This window comes from Pedobacter sp. 10L46_2, assembly GCF_056395165.1.
This window is the reverse complement of sequence record NZ_JBFTIZ010000003.1, coordinates 31,948-47,517: the sequence shown is the minus strand read 5'-3', so window position 1 is coordinate 47,517 and position 15,570 is coordinate 31,948. Positions and strand designations below refer to the sequence as shown.

Below are 15,570 nucleotides of genomic sequence, written 5' to 3'. Positions count from 1 at the left end.
TGATTAACCAGCCCAACGGTCGCGGTCAAGGCTTCAACAGTGTATTGCTTCTGCCAGGTGCTCTAATTCAACATCCTGGCATCCTGCCAGATCTGCAATAGTTCTGGATACTTTTAGGATACGATCATAAGCCCGGGCGGATAGTCCCAGCTTTTCCATTGCCTGCTTTATCAATACTTGTCCGGCATTATTTATCTTGCAATTGCTGCTTCCATTGAATTATCCGGGGGCAGCAAGCCTTTAAATCCAATCTTTTACCTCGGCTTTTAAACCAGCCGATTGAATAGCGCTTTCAGCCCATCTTAAACTTTCTTTAATGGCATTGTCGGGCAAATCAACAATATGATGCCTGTTTCCCCCTCCAATACTTACTTCTATGGTAGTGGTTAAAGCATTAACCCCGAAAATAGCGCTTCCAAACGTCTTGGTGAGCATAATTTTGCATACAATATTGTACTGCTAAACGATACTGATTTAGACATTAAGTGGCTGAAATTTGTGAAATTTATTGAAATTACATTTTGCCCTGAGGCATCTTTGGCATATTCCTCATCATTTTTGCAGCTGCGGCCGGGTTAGAGAATTGCTTCATCACCTTACGCATATCTTCAAATTGTTTGATCAGTTTGGTTACCTCTTCGATTTTTGTTCCCGAACCTTTGGCAATACGTAAGCGTCTGCTTTGCTGAATGCTATCAGGGTTTTCGCGTTCGAATTTGGTCATCGACTGAATTACTGCCTCAACGCTTTTGAATGCATCATCTTCAATATCCACGTTCTTCATCATTTTGCCAACACCAGGTATCATGCCCATAAGGTCTTTCATGTTACCCATTTTTTTGATCTGCTGGATCTGATTGTAGAAGTCGTTAAAATCAAACTTGTTTTTACGGATTTTCTTTTGAAGTTCGGCAGCTTCTTTTTCGTCGAACTGCTGTTGTGCACGTTCAACAAGGGAAACTACGTCGCCCATGCCCAGGATCCTTGAAGCCATCCTTTCAGGATAGAATACATCAAGAGCTTCCATTTTCTCGCCTGTACCAATAAATTTGATCGGCTTGTTTACTACAGATTTAATTGATAGTGCAGCACCACCGCGGGTATCACCGTCTAATTTTGTTAATACAACTCCGGTAAAGTCTAATCTATCGTTAAATGCTTTTGCCGTGTTAACCGCATCCTGCCCGGTCATGGCATCAACAACAAACAGGATTTCGTGCGGTTTAGTACTGGCTTTTACGGCGGCGATCTCATCCATCATCTGCTCATCTATTGCTAAACGACCGGCCGTATCTATAATGATTACATTATTATTTTGTTTTTTACCTTCAGCAATACCTTCTAAGGCTATGCCAACGGGATCTTTAGAAGCAATGTTCGAATAAACAGGCACTCCAATCTGCTCACCTAAAATCTGCAACTGATCTACTGCAGCAGGGCGATATACGTCGCCAGCTACCAATAGTGGTTTCTTGCCTTTACTTTTAAGGAAGTTGGCTAATTTACCGGTAAATGTAGTTTTACCAGCACCGTTTAACCCGGCAATAAGTATAATAGTAGGATTGTTCTTTAAATCTAATTCCGTTACCTCGCCACCCATTAAAGCGGTAAGTTCATCGTTCATTACCTTAGTAAGTAACTGGCCTGGCGAAACGGCTGTAAGAACATTTAAGCCTAATGCTTTCTCTTTTACCTCATCGGTAAAGCTTTTAGCTGTTTTATAATTTACGTCGGCGTCTAATAAGGCTTTACGGATTTCTTTCATGGTCTCGGCCACGTTGATCTCTGTAATACTTCCTTGTCCTTTTAAAACCTTAAACGCACGGTCTAACTTATCCTGTAAATTTTCAAACATTTTCTTTAATGCTTAGTGTTCAATTTTTTGTGAATTGCAAAGTTATTAATTTTGCATGATACAGATAACAATATCGGTAATCTTTATGTAGAATATTAACGAGGGAAGGTAAATGCCACACCTAGCGCTAGCGCCTGACTCGCCTGAATCTCCGGATCGGAGTCTTTATCAAATAATCCTACGCCCGTAAGTGTCACATTCATTAATCTGTTTATCTGAGATCTTAACTCTACATCTAAACGATGATCAACGTGTACCAAGGGCCTGTCGTACGGAATAAACATTTGGTATCTGGCTTTCAGATTTACATTCTTAAATATTTGCTTGTCAAAATTACTTACGATCTGAAAAGCGAGCTCGTTCTTGAAGTTTTTGCCGCGTTCCACACCATAATTACCTCCATTATACTGTTGATTGACAGTTGTGTCCAGTTTAAATGTCTGTTTTGCAGTACCTGTACCAATCCTTGTTGAAAAATACCCAACAGGCTTATATTCGAAACCGATTGATTCGGTTAAATATCCTGGGGACATGAATTTAGAAACAAGAGAGGCTTGCTCTTCGTTGTTACCGTCTCTATAATAGGCATAACCTCTATCAAACTGCGACTCAAACGTAACCGACCCAAAGAAATACCAGCTTTTAGATAATCTTAAATCTGCTTTATTATCCCAGAAAATCCTATCCCTTGTTTTCTTTTGCAGCTGGTCTTTGTTTTTGACTTTACCATACTCAAGCATTACCTCACTTATATAACCGTAGCCTTCTTTTCTATATTCAGCACGATAGTTAACAAGCCCGCCAACGGCAAGAGAGTTTACTCCCCCGGCTTTCCAGTTGTTTGAAAAACTACCTTGATTGACGTTAATCCCAACAGAGGTTCTTATCTTCCAATAGTTGATTTTTTCGGCAATCACTACCGGTGGAATTTTTACAGGTGTATAGTTCAGTATTCCTGTCCTTGATGGTAAAGGACTACGCTTTAGTTTTATCTCCAGGCCTTTGGTTTCAATAGGCACAGTATCAATCTCCTGAGCGATCAGGCTTGACGAGGTGATAAACAGTAACAAGAGGCAGATATTAAAACTCTTCATTACTACAAAGAAAAACAAAAATGTGACTTATTAAAAGTTTATTAATAAACTAATTGCAAAACTTACTCTTATCTATGGTTTTTTACTGACGAAACGAATCCACGCAAATGCTTTTCTATGAGATAAATACGATAGATCGGCATCAAAACAGTATGCTTCTTTTTCAAAAGGGATATTGAAATAAGCTAAATAATGATTTTTATATCTGATCAGATTGATCAGGTACATTAGTAAATACAAAAAATAAAAAGGAAGAATAAGCAACTCAAGCTGTTGTCTAAAATGTATCCGCTCATGATTAATTAATACCTTATCAACCTTTAGCGTCTTGTTTTTTAGAATGATGAAAGGGAAAATAGCCATTGCATTGGCCGGTAGTTTGGATAATATGAGAAAGAAGGGCCTCAAAACTCTTCTACTTTTATTTTAGGGAGTGGTTGTAATCTAAAAGCAGCCGGATTCCGCTTATAGCTGGCATAGCTGTTCCTTAAATATACAACAAAAGCATAATCTGAAGCGGTTAAAACGAATTGATAAGTAGGTCGGTATTGTTGCATAAAATCTTCCATTTCATAGTCGCCTAATTGCAGTACCTTCTTAACATAATCTGGCGTAAACCTATAATCTATAATCGCCTCATGGTAATCCCGCTCAAGTATTTTTTGAAGATGGCGGGCATTTTTACCATCTCTGCTGAGCAGATTGTAAATTGCATCAATACCCAAACCTGCGCCTCCCAATCCAAGATTAAGCAAATCTTTTGCTTTACCCTTGTCCAGCGCATACTTATACTCTTTTAATGTATTGGCGTGCGATTCTTTAGGAGTATATTTTCGGCCGGTAATAGATACCTCACGTAAGTTAATTCCTAGCGATTTCAATTGAAAGTACACTGCTTTCTGACCATTATGAATAAGCGTATCGACCGCATAACCTTGCAATACTGCATACAGCGTGTCGCCTACGGCAGCATTTATAGAAAACTCGCCCTTTGGGGTATTGTAAATCCCTTCGTCTTTGCTGGCGTTGTAGATGTATACTTTAGCCAGGCGGAGTTTGGAATCTTTGTCGACCACAAAGCCTTTTACCGTATTGGTTTGGGCAGTTGCAGTAAGCGCAATGCAATAAAGGAGTAATAACAGGCTAAAAAATCTCATTGGAGATACAAAACTACAAGATAACTATCTGCGCTTAATAAACATTAACATTATTTAACTAACACAAGCTTTTGCCCAATCTTAATGCCCGTGTCTGCAAGGTTGTTCAGTGCTTTTATATCGTCCACTGAGATGTTAAAGCGTTTTGATATGTTGTAAAGGGTGTCTCCCTGTTTTACCGTGTAAGGATTCTCCAGGGTTGTTGAGCCAACAGGATCAGGAGTGTTAATTACTACAGCAGGGGTACTTATTTTTAATGTATCAGGAGTTTTAATTACTTGTTTTGAAGGAGGTGTAGCCACAGGGGTGAATTTTTTCTTTTCCTGAGGGATGTTCGCGTTGATTTCTGAGAAAACACGGTCTTCGCGTTTTAGTTTTTCATTCTCAGATTCTGGCAGATCATAAAAATATAACTGATACTTTTCGATAGTATTTATCAGCAGATCCGGATACTTAGGGTTTGTAGCATAGCCAGCTTGTTTTAAACCTACAGCCCAGTTTTTATAATCGTTTTTATCAAGCTCAAAAAGAGCACTGTAACGCTTTCTTCTTAAGAATTCAGAATGATCCCTGTAAGATTCTCTGGCATCTTTATAAACCCGAAAACAGTCATTAGCCTTATCGTCGTCTTTATAATATCCCTTTCCTTTCCATTCAGAAGTACATTTGATGCCAAAGTGGTTGTTCGCATATTTTGCTAAACTGCTATTCCCACTTCCCGATTCAATAATGCCCTGGGCAAGTGTAATACTTGCCGGAATGCCATATTTATTCATCTCTTCAATTGCTACGCCTTTAAATTCATCGATATACATTACTGTAGTACGCGATTTATATTCCGGGTTTGCTTTGTCTGCAGCTTTTTCGATTGCTTTATTGTTGCGACTGTACTTTTTTGTTTTACAGGCAGAAAAAAATAGCACTGCGGAGGCCAGGATGATTATTCTTTTGTTCATTATAGTCTAAGTTTTTGTCCGGGTTTAAGTGCAGCGCCTTTTAACCCATTTTTTTTCATTAGTGAGGCTGCGGTTGTTCCCCTCAATTTTGCTATTTTATTCAGGCTATCGCCTCTTTTAACCGTATATGTTGATCTTGAGGTTTTTGCTGATCTGGATCTGGTGGCAACGACAGGTGCAGGTGGTTCAACATAATCGTCGGGCCGTTCATCGTATTGGGAAAGGTCATTTTTTTTAATGATCCCAATGATCTGTGATGCCCATGTTCTGCTTCTGGCATAGCCACCACGCTGTATACCTCTGGCCCAGTTTCTGTAATCAAACTGGTCATATTTCTCGAAAAGTGAAGTAAAGGACGATCGGCTTTTTAAGAATTCCAGAAAGCTATCATAAGACTTCTGAACAGAAGGATAACCCTTATAGGATGAACGGATTTCGGTATTGCTGTTCGCGCCTTTGATCCCGAAATGATTGTTAAGGTATCGGGCAATTTTACTTGTACCAGATGCTGATTCGTGTATGGCAACAGCAAGAATAACACTGGCAGGTATTTTATGTTCCCGCATCAGTGTTTGAGCATATTCAGCATGCTCTGCAATATATTCTGCTGTGGTTTGGGCGCCTACACTAAATGTTATGGAGATAGCACTAAGCCAAACTAACAGTAATGATTTAAACATACCTTATTTTTTTCTGATGATAAATAACCCATCTCTAACAGGCAAAATGAGTTTTTCTACACGGTCATCTGCCGCAATTTTGTCATTAAATGTAGTGATATTTTTAGTGTCTTTATCCTGATTGGTGTTCAGTACTTTTCCACTCCATAGCACATTATCCACTATAATAAGCCCACCAGGCCTGATTCTGTTGAAAACAAGATCATAGTAAGTGCCATTGTTTTTCTTATCAGCATCAATAAACACAAGGTCGAAGGTTTCTTCCAATGAATTCACAGTTTGGGTTGCATCGCCAAGAATGTATTTTATTTTGCTGTTATAGTCAGATTGAGCAAAGTTATGGCGTACCATGTCTTCGAGCTCCTCATTTATATCCAGTGTATAAATAATTCCTGTCTCTGTTAATCCTTCAGCAAGGCAAAGGGTGGCATAGCCGGTAAAGGTGCCGATTTCTAAAATTCGCTTAGGGCTTACCATTTTACTTAAAAAGCTAAGCACCCGTCCCTGATAATGGCCTGAAAGCATGCGTGGCATCAGCACTTTTAAATTGGTCTCTCTATCTATTTTTTGCAGCAACTCGCTTTCTGGTTCACAGTAATTAAGCAAGAGCTGCTGCATGTCATCGCTGATTAAGCTCATATAATTTTAATAAATGCAATCTATAAACGGTGCTGTTCCATAAAATATTGCAAAATAATAGTAGCCGAGATGGTATCTACGCGCTCTTTATTTTGCCGGTCTTGTTTTTTTAATCCGCTTTGCATAATTGCTTGATGGGCTAGTTTAGAAGTAAACCGCTCATCAATCCAATGTTGGGGGATATCAGGAAAGGTTCTTTTTAAGGTTCTGGCAAAGCCTTTTACATGCTGAGCAGACTCAGAAGGAGAACCATCCATTTGCTTTGGATCGCCAAAAACAAAGGCTTCTACCTGTTCTGTTAAAAGATATTTTTTCAGATATTCTATAGCGTCTTTGGGGTGTATGGTATCGAGCCCTGTTGCAATAATTTGCAGGGGGTCTGTAACGGCTAGTCCGATACGCTTGGTTCCATAATCAAATGCTAAAATTCTGGGCATGTGGGCAAAGATAATAAAATCCGGGAGGTACCTGAGCTTGGGCTAATGTAGGACAGATTGGGGCTAGATTCGGGTTTGCTTCGGGAAACAGGTACTTTTACCCGAAGCAAACTCAAATCTGTCTCGAACTAGCGTCGAACCAGCAACATTGTATGCAGGTATTTTGTCAACTTTAATAGCTGTTATAGCCAAGTCTTAAAATTTTGCTATTTTGCACCAAATGCAGTTTAAGAATATCATAGGTCAGGAAGCTATAAAACAGCAGTTGATACAAACATTTGCTGAGAATAGGATAAGTCATGCGCAGTTGTTTCTTTCGTCAGAAGGAAGTGGTGCTTTGCCTTTGGCAATTGCCTATGCTCAATACATTAACTGTCTTGATAAACAGGCTGATGATAGCTGCGGCGAATGTTCTTCGTGCAGAAAATATGAAAGATATATTCACCCTGACTTGCATTTTTCTTACCCGTTTTTTGCTTCTAAAGATGTAAGAACAGCAGTAGATGTTTTAGATGAATGGCGCAGTATGGTGCTTGCCGATCCTTATTTTGACATGGATATTTGGCGATCCAAATTAAGTGCGGAGAATAAACAGGCAAATATTAACATTGCCGAGTGTCATGATATCATCAAAAAATTAAGTTATAAAGCTTTTGAAGCTGAGACGAAAGTACTGATCATGTGGCTGCCCGAATATCTGGATAAAGAAGGAAACTCCTTATTAAAGATTATTGAAGAACCACCGCAAAATACCCTGTTTATTTTAGTTGCAAACAACCAGGAACAGATTCTTTCTACCCTGTTGTCGCGGACGCAGATTGTTAAAATTCCTAAACTGCCACATGCTACTGTTGAAAGTTATTTGATGGATGAATTTGGCTTGTCGGAAAATCAGGCTACAGAATATAGCTTTCTCGCAGATGGGAATTTGATTGAAGCCAAGCAATTGGTGGCCAATACGCAAAATGAAAATGCCGATAAATTTGCCGAATGGTTAAGGATGGGTTACGGCAACAGGGTTTTGGACTTAACCAATTTTGTAGATCAGATTGCGGGCTGGGGAAGAGAAAATCAAAAGAATTTTTTAAAGTACGGGATTAGCTTTTTAAGAGAATGCAGCCTGTTGTTAAGTGGTGCAGAAGAGCTGGTTAAGCTGCCCGGTTCAGCTATGGACACGGCTAAAAGGTTATCGACCCACGTACTTAATCTAAGTATGGCAGATGCCATTATTTCGGAATTGGAAAAGGCGCATTATCATATCGAGAGAAATGCAAATCCTAAAATTCTGTTTTTAGATGTATCTTTACAACTAGTAAAAATAATTAAGTTTAAAACGCTCCCGAAAGGGACTCAATATATATATAGTTAATTATGGGATGTGGAAGTTGTTCTACAGGTGGCGGATGTGCCCCCTCGGGTTGCAAAAGTAATGGCTCTTGCCTTACTGGAGGATGCGGAAAAATGGAAGTTTACGACTGGCTGTCTAATCTTGACATGCCTTCAAATTATATACCTTTTCAAGTAATAGAAGTTAAATTTAAGGGTGCCAGGAAAGAATTTTTCCTGAATAGCGAGAACATCTACCTAGAAATAGGTGAGTTAATTGCTGTTGAGGGCCCTACCGGCGGTTATGATATCGGCCATGTTTCCTTAACGGGAGAATTGGTACGCATGCAAATGAAACGCCGTAAAGCAACTATTGATCAGGTAACCAGAAAAGTTTACAGAAAAGCTACTGAAGCAGACGTTGAAAAATGGAAGATCGCTAAGGCTTTGGAATGGGAAACCATGCATAAAGCACGTACCCTTGCTTTAGATTTACGTCTATCTATGAAAATCAGCGATGTTGATTATCAGGGAGATAAAACTAAGGCTACGTTTTTTTATACCGCAGAGGGTCGTGTTGACTTTAGGGAGCTGATTAAAAAGATGGCCGAAACGTTTAGAATCCGGATTGAAATGCGCCAGATTGGAATGCGTCAGGAAGCCGGAAGGTTAGGAGGAATTGGGTCTTGTGGTCGCGAACTTTGCTGTTCTACATGGTTAACCAATTTCAAAACGGTATCAACAGCTGCGGCCAGATATCAGAACCTTTCTTTAAATACTTTAAAGCTTGCAGGGCAATGTGGCAAGTTAAAATGCTGTTTAAATTATGAACTGGATACCTATTTAGATGCTTTAAAAGACATTCCTGATCGTATTGAAAGCCTGCAAACTGAAATTGGCGTTGCCCGCCACCAAAAAACTGACATCTTTAAAAAGATTATGTGGTTCAGTTATCCTAATACAGAGGATTGGATTCCGCTAAAAGTTGACCGTGTAAAAGAAATCATGGCAATGAATAAACGTGGGCAAAAACCAATTAATCTTAAAGAAGAGGCTGTTGAATTAACTCCGGTAGCTGTTGTAGAGAAAATACCTGATTACGAAAATGTTGTTGGGCAGGATAGTTTAACCCGTTTAGACGATAAGCCTAGAAATAAAGGCAACAAGAACAATAGAAATAATCCTAACAAGGCCAACGAAAATAGAAATAGCGGAAACAGACCTGAAAAGGGACCAAGACCTCCTCAAAATGCTAAACCTGCACAGGGGCCTAAGCCAGCTGTACAAGGTGCCAGACCAGAGAAAGGGCCTAAGCCTGCACAGGGAGCAAAGCCGGTTCAGCATCCGAAAAAAGGTCAACAGCCTAAACCAGTTAATAAGCCAATAGTTCAAGCGGCCGAAGGTACGATCAATGAACAACCTGGTGCGGCCACTGGTCAGCCATCGGCAAACAGGAATAGAAATAGAAACAATAACCGGAGGAAAAAACAAAAGGAAAAGCCTAAGGATGAATAATTTTAAAGTTTTACTGCTGTCCTCAGTTTTAATCGTTTTCTTTTTTAGCGGATGCGATACCAATACGCTCATGGACAGCAACATGTCTATGCCTGCACGTAACTGGAGTTATCCAAATAAGGTTAAAACATTAGTTGAAATTACGGATAGCAGTAAGCCTTATAATATCTATTTTAAATTGCGCCTTACAGCCGATTACAGGTATTCAAATATTTTTGTTCTATTTCACATGAGTGGAGCGGGACAAAATAAGCACACCAGACGGTATGAATATAGGTTAGCGCAGCCCGATGGGCAGTGGAACGGTTCGGGTTCAGGTAATTTGTTTACCTATAATTTGCCTTTGCTTACCAACTATAAATTCCCTGCTGCCGGTAAATATCAGTTGGAAATAGAGCAGAATATGCGGGATAATCCGCTTGCTGAGATCAGTGATGTGGGAATAAAGGTATCTATTTATCAGTAGAGTACAGTTTTTATAAACATTCAAAATATGTTAAAAATCTATTGCTTTAATTTTGTTTTTTGTGAAATAAGTATTAGGTTTAACTAGCGCTTAATCTTCATGAAAAATGCTCTCAAAAAATGTTGAAAGTAATAATCTTGAAAAAGGTAGCATCGCCTTTATAATAAAAAAAATAATCCATCTTTTTTATTATACCAAGTATTTATGTCCTCGTATTGCAAATCAAAACCCTCAGGTTAATCACTCTGTGAGGAGCAGTACTTTTACGATGATTTATAGTAAAAATTATACTAAAGTTGTTCTAATTTTTTTTATTTCTTTTGTCATATTGATGACCATAGGAGTAATCTACATAGGGCATACAGGCAGATCCGAAACGCTTAACTATCAATTTAATGGAAAGGTTGATAGTGTTAGATATAATATCAAAGGGCAGGCCTATGTCTCAATAAACGGTGTTGAATATTATCTTTTTGATCCTGATTGGAATTTTGATCATAACAGAATTCAAATAGGTGATTCACTGGTTAAGAGAAAGAATTCGATGATAATTGAATTATTTAGACGAAATGTTTTGGTGACTATTGAGGGGAAGGATAATTAATAATAGATTTGTTATACGATGAACTTAAAAATACAAAGGGTATTGCTTTTATATATAGTGGCAATAGGACTCACTATCTCGGCTTGCACATTTAGTCGTACTTATGTGGATAGAGCTGACGATACTCAAGAGGGGAAACAGGTTGTCAATAATTTTTACAATAATATTTCAAACAATAATTACGATGCTCTTGATTTAATGACCAGTGGTGCATTGGTAAATACAGCAGGGAAAAATGCAGTAAGTAAAATAGTGAAACTTATTAATCGTAAGGTTGGTAATTATAAAAGCTATTTGATTGTGGATAGTAATACAACGCGAACCGAAGGAAGTAATAACAAAACAATTTTTAGGTTCAAAGTAAAAGTAGCTTATCAACATGGTACCGTTGATGAAGTAATTGGATTGGAAAAATTAGATGACCTTGATATAAAAGTGATATCTTATAATGCCTATTCAGATTTATTAATACGTTAGAAAATAGTTATACAATTTTTTGAAATGGGCTTATCCGTATGTAGCTATACAGAATAAAAGAGGCGAGATAGTCGTATGGGGTATAATATCGGCCTTCATGCAATTCTTTATCTGAAAATTTCATCGTATTACGAAGGTCAACAAATGCAATATTATAATAGTTTAGGAATCTCTTGAAATAGTATAAGTAAAAAGAATCCCAATATATGGAGATATTTAAACCAGTGCACTACATTTAAATTTTAAGGCAATTGAAAAGAGGAGGCCATGGTTTTATTGACTTCTGTCTCGCTTTTCTCTATAATATGGGAAGCAACTGCTCAAGTGCCATACCTCGGGATCCCTTTAAAAGTATCATATTATCCTTTATAGGGTGCGTTTTTAAGAACTCTTGAGCTTCTGAAGGAGCGGTAAAGAAAACCCCTTTATATTTATCCTTTAGTGCGTAAAAATACTTTCCAATAAAGATCAGTGTTTGTACATTAAGTTGCTCAGCCTGCTTAGCAATAAGCTCATGCTGTTCTGCAGATTCATTGCCCAGTTCAAACATATCTCCGATAATTACAGTTTTTTTGTCGGCAGTTAAAAGAGAAACGTTATTTAGGGCAGCGGTCATACTGCTCGGGTTTGCGTTATAAAAATCACAGATCACAGTATTGTTCTCCGTTTTTGTGATTTGTGAGCGATTGTTGTTAGGGTAGTATCCGGAAAGACCTTTGTTTATTGCTGAAGGAGTAACATCGAAAAATGCCCCAATGCATATGGCCGCCAATATGTTTTCGAAATTGTAAGAGCCTGTTAGATTAACAGATGTTTGGTAGCTGGCCCCTTTGTCTGACCATGAAATTTCAATTAATGGATCTGTTTTGATCAGCTTTCCCGATATTGTATCTGTTGATTCTGTGCCGTAATAGATAACCTTATCAAGATCAGCAGTAGTACTCATTTCCAACAGATAGTGGTTATTTCTATTTATAAACGCAAAACCATGATTGTTCTTTAAATATGCATAAAGTTCTGCTTTTCCTTTTTTAACACCTTCAAATCCTCCAAAGCCATCTAAGTGTGCCATGCCTACATTGGTAATTAAACCGTGAGTAGGCTGCGCTATAGTGCACAGAAACTCTATTTCTTTTTGGTGGTTGGCGCCCATTTCTATTACTGCAATCTCGGTGTCAGTTGTTAGTGATAAAATAGAAAGAGGTACACCAATATGATTGTTTAAGTTTCCTTTGGTGGCAAAGGCATTATATTTTTCTGAAAGAACGGCCTTTATTAGTTCTTTGGTGGTTGTTTTGCCATTACTACCAGTTAAACCTATAACCGGTATATTTAACTGTGAGCGGTGATGTTTGGCAAGATCTTGCAATGTAGTCAGTACATCGGGCACTAAAATGCATTGCTTGCTGGTTTTGTATGAAAGGTTATCTATTATGGCATAGGCAGCACCGTTTGTAAGTGCTTTCTCTGCAAAAGTATTTGCATCAAAATTATCACCCTTTAGGGCAAAAAACAAGCAATCGGGAGTTATATTCCTTGTGTCGGTACATATAACAGGGTGCTTTAGATAATGCTGATAAAGGGATTCGATGGCAGTCATAGATAAAATGAATAATTAATATGGTAAAATTAGTATTTTGGAGTCTTAATTCATCAATATGAGATACTTCTTCCTTTCTTTTTTGTTTTTGCTTGTTGGTTTGAGTGTTGCAGATGCTCAAACAAAGTCTCCGGATGAGTTTTTAGGGTATGCCCTTGGAAGTAAATTTACATCGCACGATAAGGTTGTCGATTATTTTAAGTACATAAGTGGTAAAGAAAAGAACATAAAGATTGTAAGCTATGGCAAAACTTACGAAGGAAGAGAGTTGTTAGTTGCAGTGATATCCTCTAAAGAAAACATAGATGATTTAGAGCAAATCAGGAAATATAATGTAAGTCTGAGTAAGGCAGAATCATTCACAGCACAGAAAGGTAAACAGCCGGCTATATTGTGGTTAAGCTATAATGTACATGGGAACGAGGCCAGCTCTACTGAAACAGCTATGAAAACCATATTTGACCTTGCTGAAGCAAAAACAAGCGACATTAAAGACTGGCTAAAGAATACCGTCATAATTATAGATCCATGCCTTAATCCGGATGGTAGGGAAAGGTATGTGAATTATTTTAACTCGGTTAGCGGACATAAGCCCAATTCTAACCCAATGGCAAGAGAGCATTCTGAGCCTTGGCCCGGTGGTAGGTCGAACCATTATTATTTTGATTTAAACAGAGACTGGGCCTGGCAAACACAAATTGAAACACAGCAACGCCTAAAGTTATATCATGAGTGGATGCCCGAGGTTCATGTGGACTTTCATGAACAAAGTTATAATGAACCCTATTATTTTGCACCTGCGGCCGAACCGATTCATCAGGATGTTACCCCCTGGCAGCGTGAGTTTCAGGTCACTGTTGGGAAAAACAATGCTAAGTATTTTGATGAGAACGGATGGCAGTATTTCACTAAGGAACGCTTTGATCTGCTTTATCCATCGTACGGAGATACGTATCCATTGTACAATGGTGCAGTAGGAATGACTTATGAACAAGGGGGAATTGGGGCCGGACTGTCTGTAGTAACTACTGATGGAGATACGCTTACGCTTAAGGAAAGGATTAGTCACCATTATACTACGGGTATGGCTACTATTGAAACGGTTTCAAAAAATGCCGATAAGCTGGTAAAGGAGTTCAAACTCTATTTTGAAAAAGCGGTTACTAACCCTCCGGGTATTTATAAAACATATATAGTGAAAGCCCAAAACCTGAGTAAAGTTAAAAAGCTTGCTGAGCTCCTAAAAAAGAATGGCATTGCGTATGGGTTTGGATTGGATAAGAACATGCGGGGGTATAATTATGAAACAAAGAAAGTAGAAGGCTTTAAGGTAGATAGGAATGACCTGATTGTAAATCTGCAGCAGCCCAAAGCTGTTTTGGCTAATGTGTTATTTGAACCTCAAACAGCTGTTAATGATTCTAATACCTATGACATTACTGCATGGGCTTTGCCATACGTTTACGGTTTAAAAGCATACGCAAGTAAAGAATCTGTAAAAGGAACTTATCCGGCTTTAGAAGAACCCAAAGAGCAGTCTGAAATAGCAGATAAGCCTTATGCCTGGATTTTTAAGTGGAATTCGATCGAAGATGCGCAGGTGCTTATTGCATTACAGCGGGCAAACATTAAGGTAAGATCGGCTGAACAAGCGTTTACTATTGGTACGAAGGTGTTTCCTGCCGGATCGTTGTTGGTGTACCGAACAGAGAATGAACGGCAGGTAAAGGGGCTTTCGTCTAAGATCGCCAGGATACAAAAAGACCTGAATGCTGTGGTTTATACTTCTGCAAGTGGCTATGTAGATAAGGGAAAGGATTTCGGATCAAATGTTTATCCTATTCTAAATGTACCTAAAGTAGCTATTGTAACAGGTACAGGGATCTCTACTCAAGGTGTTGGTGAGGCATGGCATTTCTTTGAGCAAGAATTGAACTACCCCGTTACCATGATAACGGCTAATAACATAGATAAGTTGGATATTAATAAGATAAATACCTTGATTATGCCAGATGGTAATTACGGGGAAGATATTAACGAGAAATTGGAGAGTTGGATTGAAAACGGTGGGAAAGTAGTTCTGTTTGAAGATGCAATTTCAAGTACGCTGGGGAAAAGACCTTTTAATATTAGGTTGAGAGAGAGTGTAAAAAATGACATAAAGGTTAATGGGGCAAGAAAGTATGGAGAACGCAATCTTGATGATTTGTCGGAAACGATTCCCGGAGCTATTTTTAAAGTTAATCTGGATCAAAGCCACCCAATTTCCGCTGGCTTGGGAGATTATTATTATGCTTTGAAAACGGATGATAAAATCTATGAGCTTTTGAATAAAGATTGGAGTGTAGGTGTCTTAAAATCAAATAGTTATATGTCTGGTGTGGTGGGGAAAGGCGTATTAAAAAAGCTGGATAACGGGATGTTGTTCGGTATTCAATCGGTCTCAAAAGGGACGGTTGTTTATCTTGCGAGTGATATACTTTTCAGGTCGTTCTGGGAAAATGGAAAACAGATGTTTACCAATGCCGTATTTCTGGTTAACTAGATATTATTGAAAATGAGCCTGTTTATGTTGAAATTATAAATCTCCTTAGTTAAACTTTATACTATATAGTGTTAAAATATGTTAAATATTTTGGCAAGATGAGATGTCACTTTGTTTTTTGAACATTTTCCGTGCTTATTGGTTAATATTCAGAATAAAATTTCGTAAAAGCTGTGTTTTTCAATATTCATGATCTGTTTTCTGTGTCATATTTGTGTC

Annotated in this window: 15 protein-coding genes and 1 pseudogene; 6 read left to right on the top strand and 10 right to left on the bottom strand. The window is 38.4% G+C overall.

Annotated features, from left to right (window positions below):
• Window positions 1-33 precede the first annotated feature (33 nt).
• The 9 genes and pseudogenes from AC1DDX_RS00940 to ruvX form a co-directional block, all read right to left on the bottom strand.
• Window positions 34-201 (bottom strand): annotated as a pseudogene (locus AC1DDX_RS00940) (magnesium chelatase subunit ChlI family protein); the annotation flags it as partial.
• 39 nt (window positions 202-240) lie between these two features.
• Window positions 241-435: a hypothetical protein gene (locus AC1DDX_RS00935; protein ID WP_337717099.1), complete on the bottom strand. Its 195-nt coding sequence runs from the start codon at window positions 433-435 to the stop codon at window positions 241-243.
• Window positions 436-514: 79 nt separating this feature from the next.
• Window positions 515-1,855 carry a signal recognition particle protein gene (gene ffh, locus AC1DDX_RS00930; RefSeq protein ID WP_172662385.1) on the bottom strand — a complete coding sequence of 447 codons (1,341 nt, stop codon included), beginning with the start codon at window positions 1,853-1,855 and terminating at the stop codon, window positions 515-517.
• A 95-nt stretch (window positions 1,856-1,950) separates the two neighbouring features.
• The gene (locus AC1DDX_RS00925) at window positions 1,951-2,949 is read right to left on the bottom strand and encodes a DUF3078 domain-containing protein (protein ID WP_172662386.1); all 999 of its coding nucleotides are present in this window, start codon (window positions 2,947-2,949) and stop codon (window positions 1,951-1,953) included.
• A 404-nt stretch (window positions 2,950-3,353) separates the two neighbouring features.
• Entirely contained in the window at window positions 3,354-4,106 is a 753-nt protein-coding gene (locus tag AC1DDX_RS00920) for a hypothetical protein (protein WP_172662388.1), read from the bottom strand.
• A 50-nt stretch (window positions 4,107-4,156) separates the two neighbouring features.
• The gene (locus tag AC1DDX_RS00915; protein ID WP_337717101.1) at window positions 4,157-5,062 is read right to left on the bottom strand and encodes a glucosaminidase domain-containing protein; all 906 of its coding nucleotides are present in this window, start codon (window positions 5,060-5,062) and stop codon (window positions 4,157-4,159) included.
• Window positions 5,062-5,742: a glucosaminidase domain-containing protein gene (locus tag AC1DDX_RS00910; RefSeq protein ID WP_288881390.1), complete on the bottom strand. Its 681-nt coding sequence runs from the start codon at window positions 5,740-5,742 to the stop codon at window positions 5,062-5,064. The genes AC1DDX_RS00915 and AC1DDX_RS00910 overlap by 1 nt, the downstream gene beginning before the upstream one ends.
• A 3-nt stretch (window positions 5,743-5,745) precedes the next feature.
• The gene (locus AC1DDX_RS00905; protein ID WP_337717103.1) at window positions 5,746-6,381 is read right to left on the bottom strand and encodes an O-methyltransferase; all 636 of its coding nucleotides are present in this window, start codon (window positions 6,379-6,381) and stop codon (window positions 5,746-5,748) included.
• Between the two features lie 20 nt (window positions 6,382-6,401).
• The gene (gene ruvX / locus AC1DDX_RS00900) at window positions 6,402-6,818 is read right to left on the bottom strand and encodes a Holliday junction resolvase RuvX (RefSeq protein ID WP_337717105.1); all 417 of its coding nucleotides are present in this window, start codon (window positions 6,816-6,818) and stop codon (window positions 6,402-6,404) included.
• A gap of 220 nt (window positions 6,819-7,038) precedes the next feature.
• Here ruvX and AC1DDX_RS00895 point away from each other — a divergent pair, with 220 nt between their 5' ends.
• The 5 genes from AC1DDX_RS00895 (at window position 7,039) to AC1DDX_RS00875 (ending at window position 11,206) form a co-directional block, all read left to right on the top strand.
• Window positions 7,039-8,187, top strand: coding sequence for a DNA polymerase III subunit (locus AC1DDX_RS00895; RefSeq protein WP_337717107.1), 1,149 nt, complete (start codon window positions 7,039-7,041; stop codon window positions 8,185-8,187).
• 2 nt (window positions 8,188-8,189) lie between these two features.
• Window positions 8,190-9,659, top strand: a complete 1,470-nt coding sequence (locus AC1DDX_RS00890; protein ID WP_288881399.1) for a PSP1 domain-containing protein — start codon at window positions 8,190-8,192, stop codon at window positions 9,657-9,659.
• Complete coding sequence (locus tag AC1DDX_RS00885) at window positions 9,652-10,125, top strand: gliding motility lipoprotein GldH (protein WP_288881402.1); 474 nt, start codon at window positions 9,652-9,654, stop codon at window positions 10,123-10,125. Before AC1DDX_RS00890 ends, AC1DDX_RS00885 begins: the two co-directional genes overlap by 8 nt.
• Before the next feature lie 331 nt (window positions 10,126-10,456).
• Window positions 10,457-10,729 (top strand): hypothetical protein, encoded by a 273-nt coding sequence (locus tag AC1DDX_RS00880; protein ID WP_337717108.1) that lies wholly within the window; start codon window positions 10,457-10,459, stop codon window positions 10,727-10,729.
• Between the two features lie 18 nt (window positions 10,730-10,747).
• Window positions 10,748-11,206 carry a hypothetical protein gene (locus AC1DDX_RS00875; protein WP_337717111.1) on the top strand — a complete coding sequence of 153 codons (459 nt, stop codon included), beginning with the start codon at window positions 10,748-10,750 and terminating at the stop codon, window positions 11,204-11,206.
• 298 nt (window positions 11,207-11,504) lie between these two features.
• Here the strand turns inward: AC1DDX_RS00875 and AC1DDX_RS00870 are convergent, their stop codons facing one another.
• On the bottom strand, window positions 11,505-12,806 hold the full coding sequence (locus AC1DDX_RS00870) for a UDP-N-acetylmuramoyl-tripeptide--D-alanyl-D-alanine ligase (protein ID WP_288881408.1): 1,302 nt from the start codon (window positions 12,804-12,806) through the stop codon (window positions 11,505-11,507).
• 58 nt (window positions 12,807-12,864) lie between these two features.
• Here AC1DDX_RS00870 and AC1DDX_RS00865 point away from each other — a divergent pair, with 58 nt between their 5' ends.
• Entirely contained in the window at window positions 12,865-15,351 is a 2,487-nt protein-coding gene (locus AC1DDX_RS00865; RefSeq protein ID WP_288881410.1) for a M14 family metallopeptidase, read from the top strand.
• Window positions 15,352-15,570 lie beyond the last annotated feature (219 nt).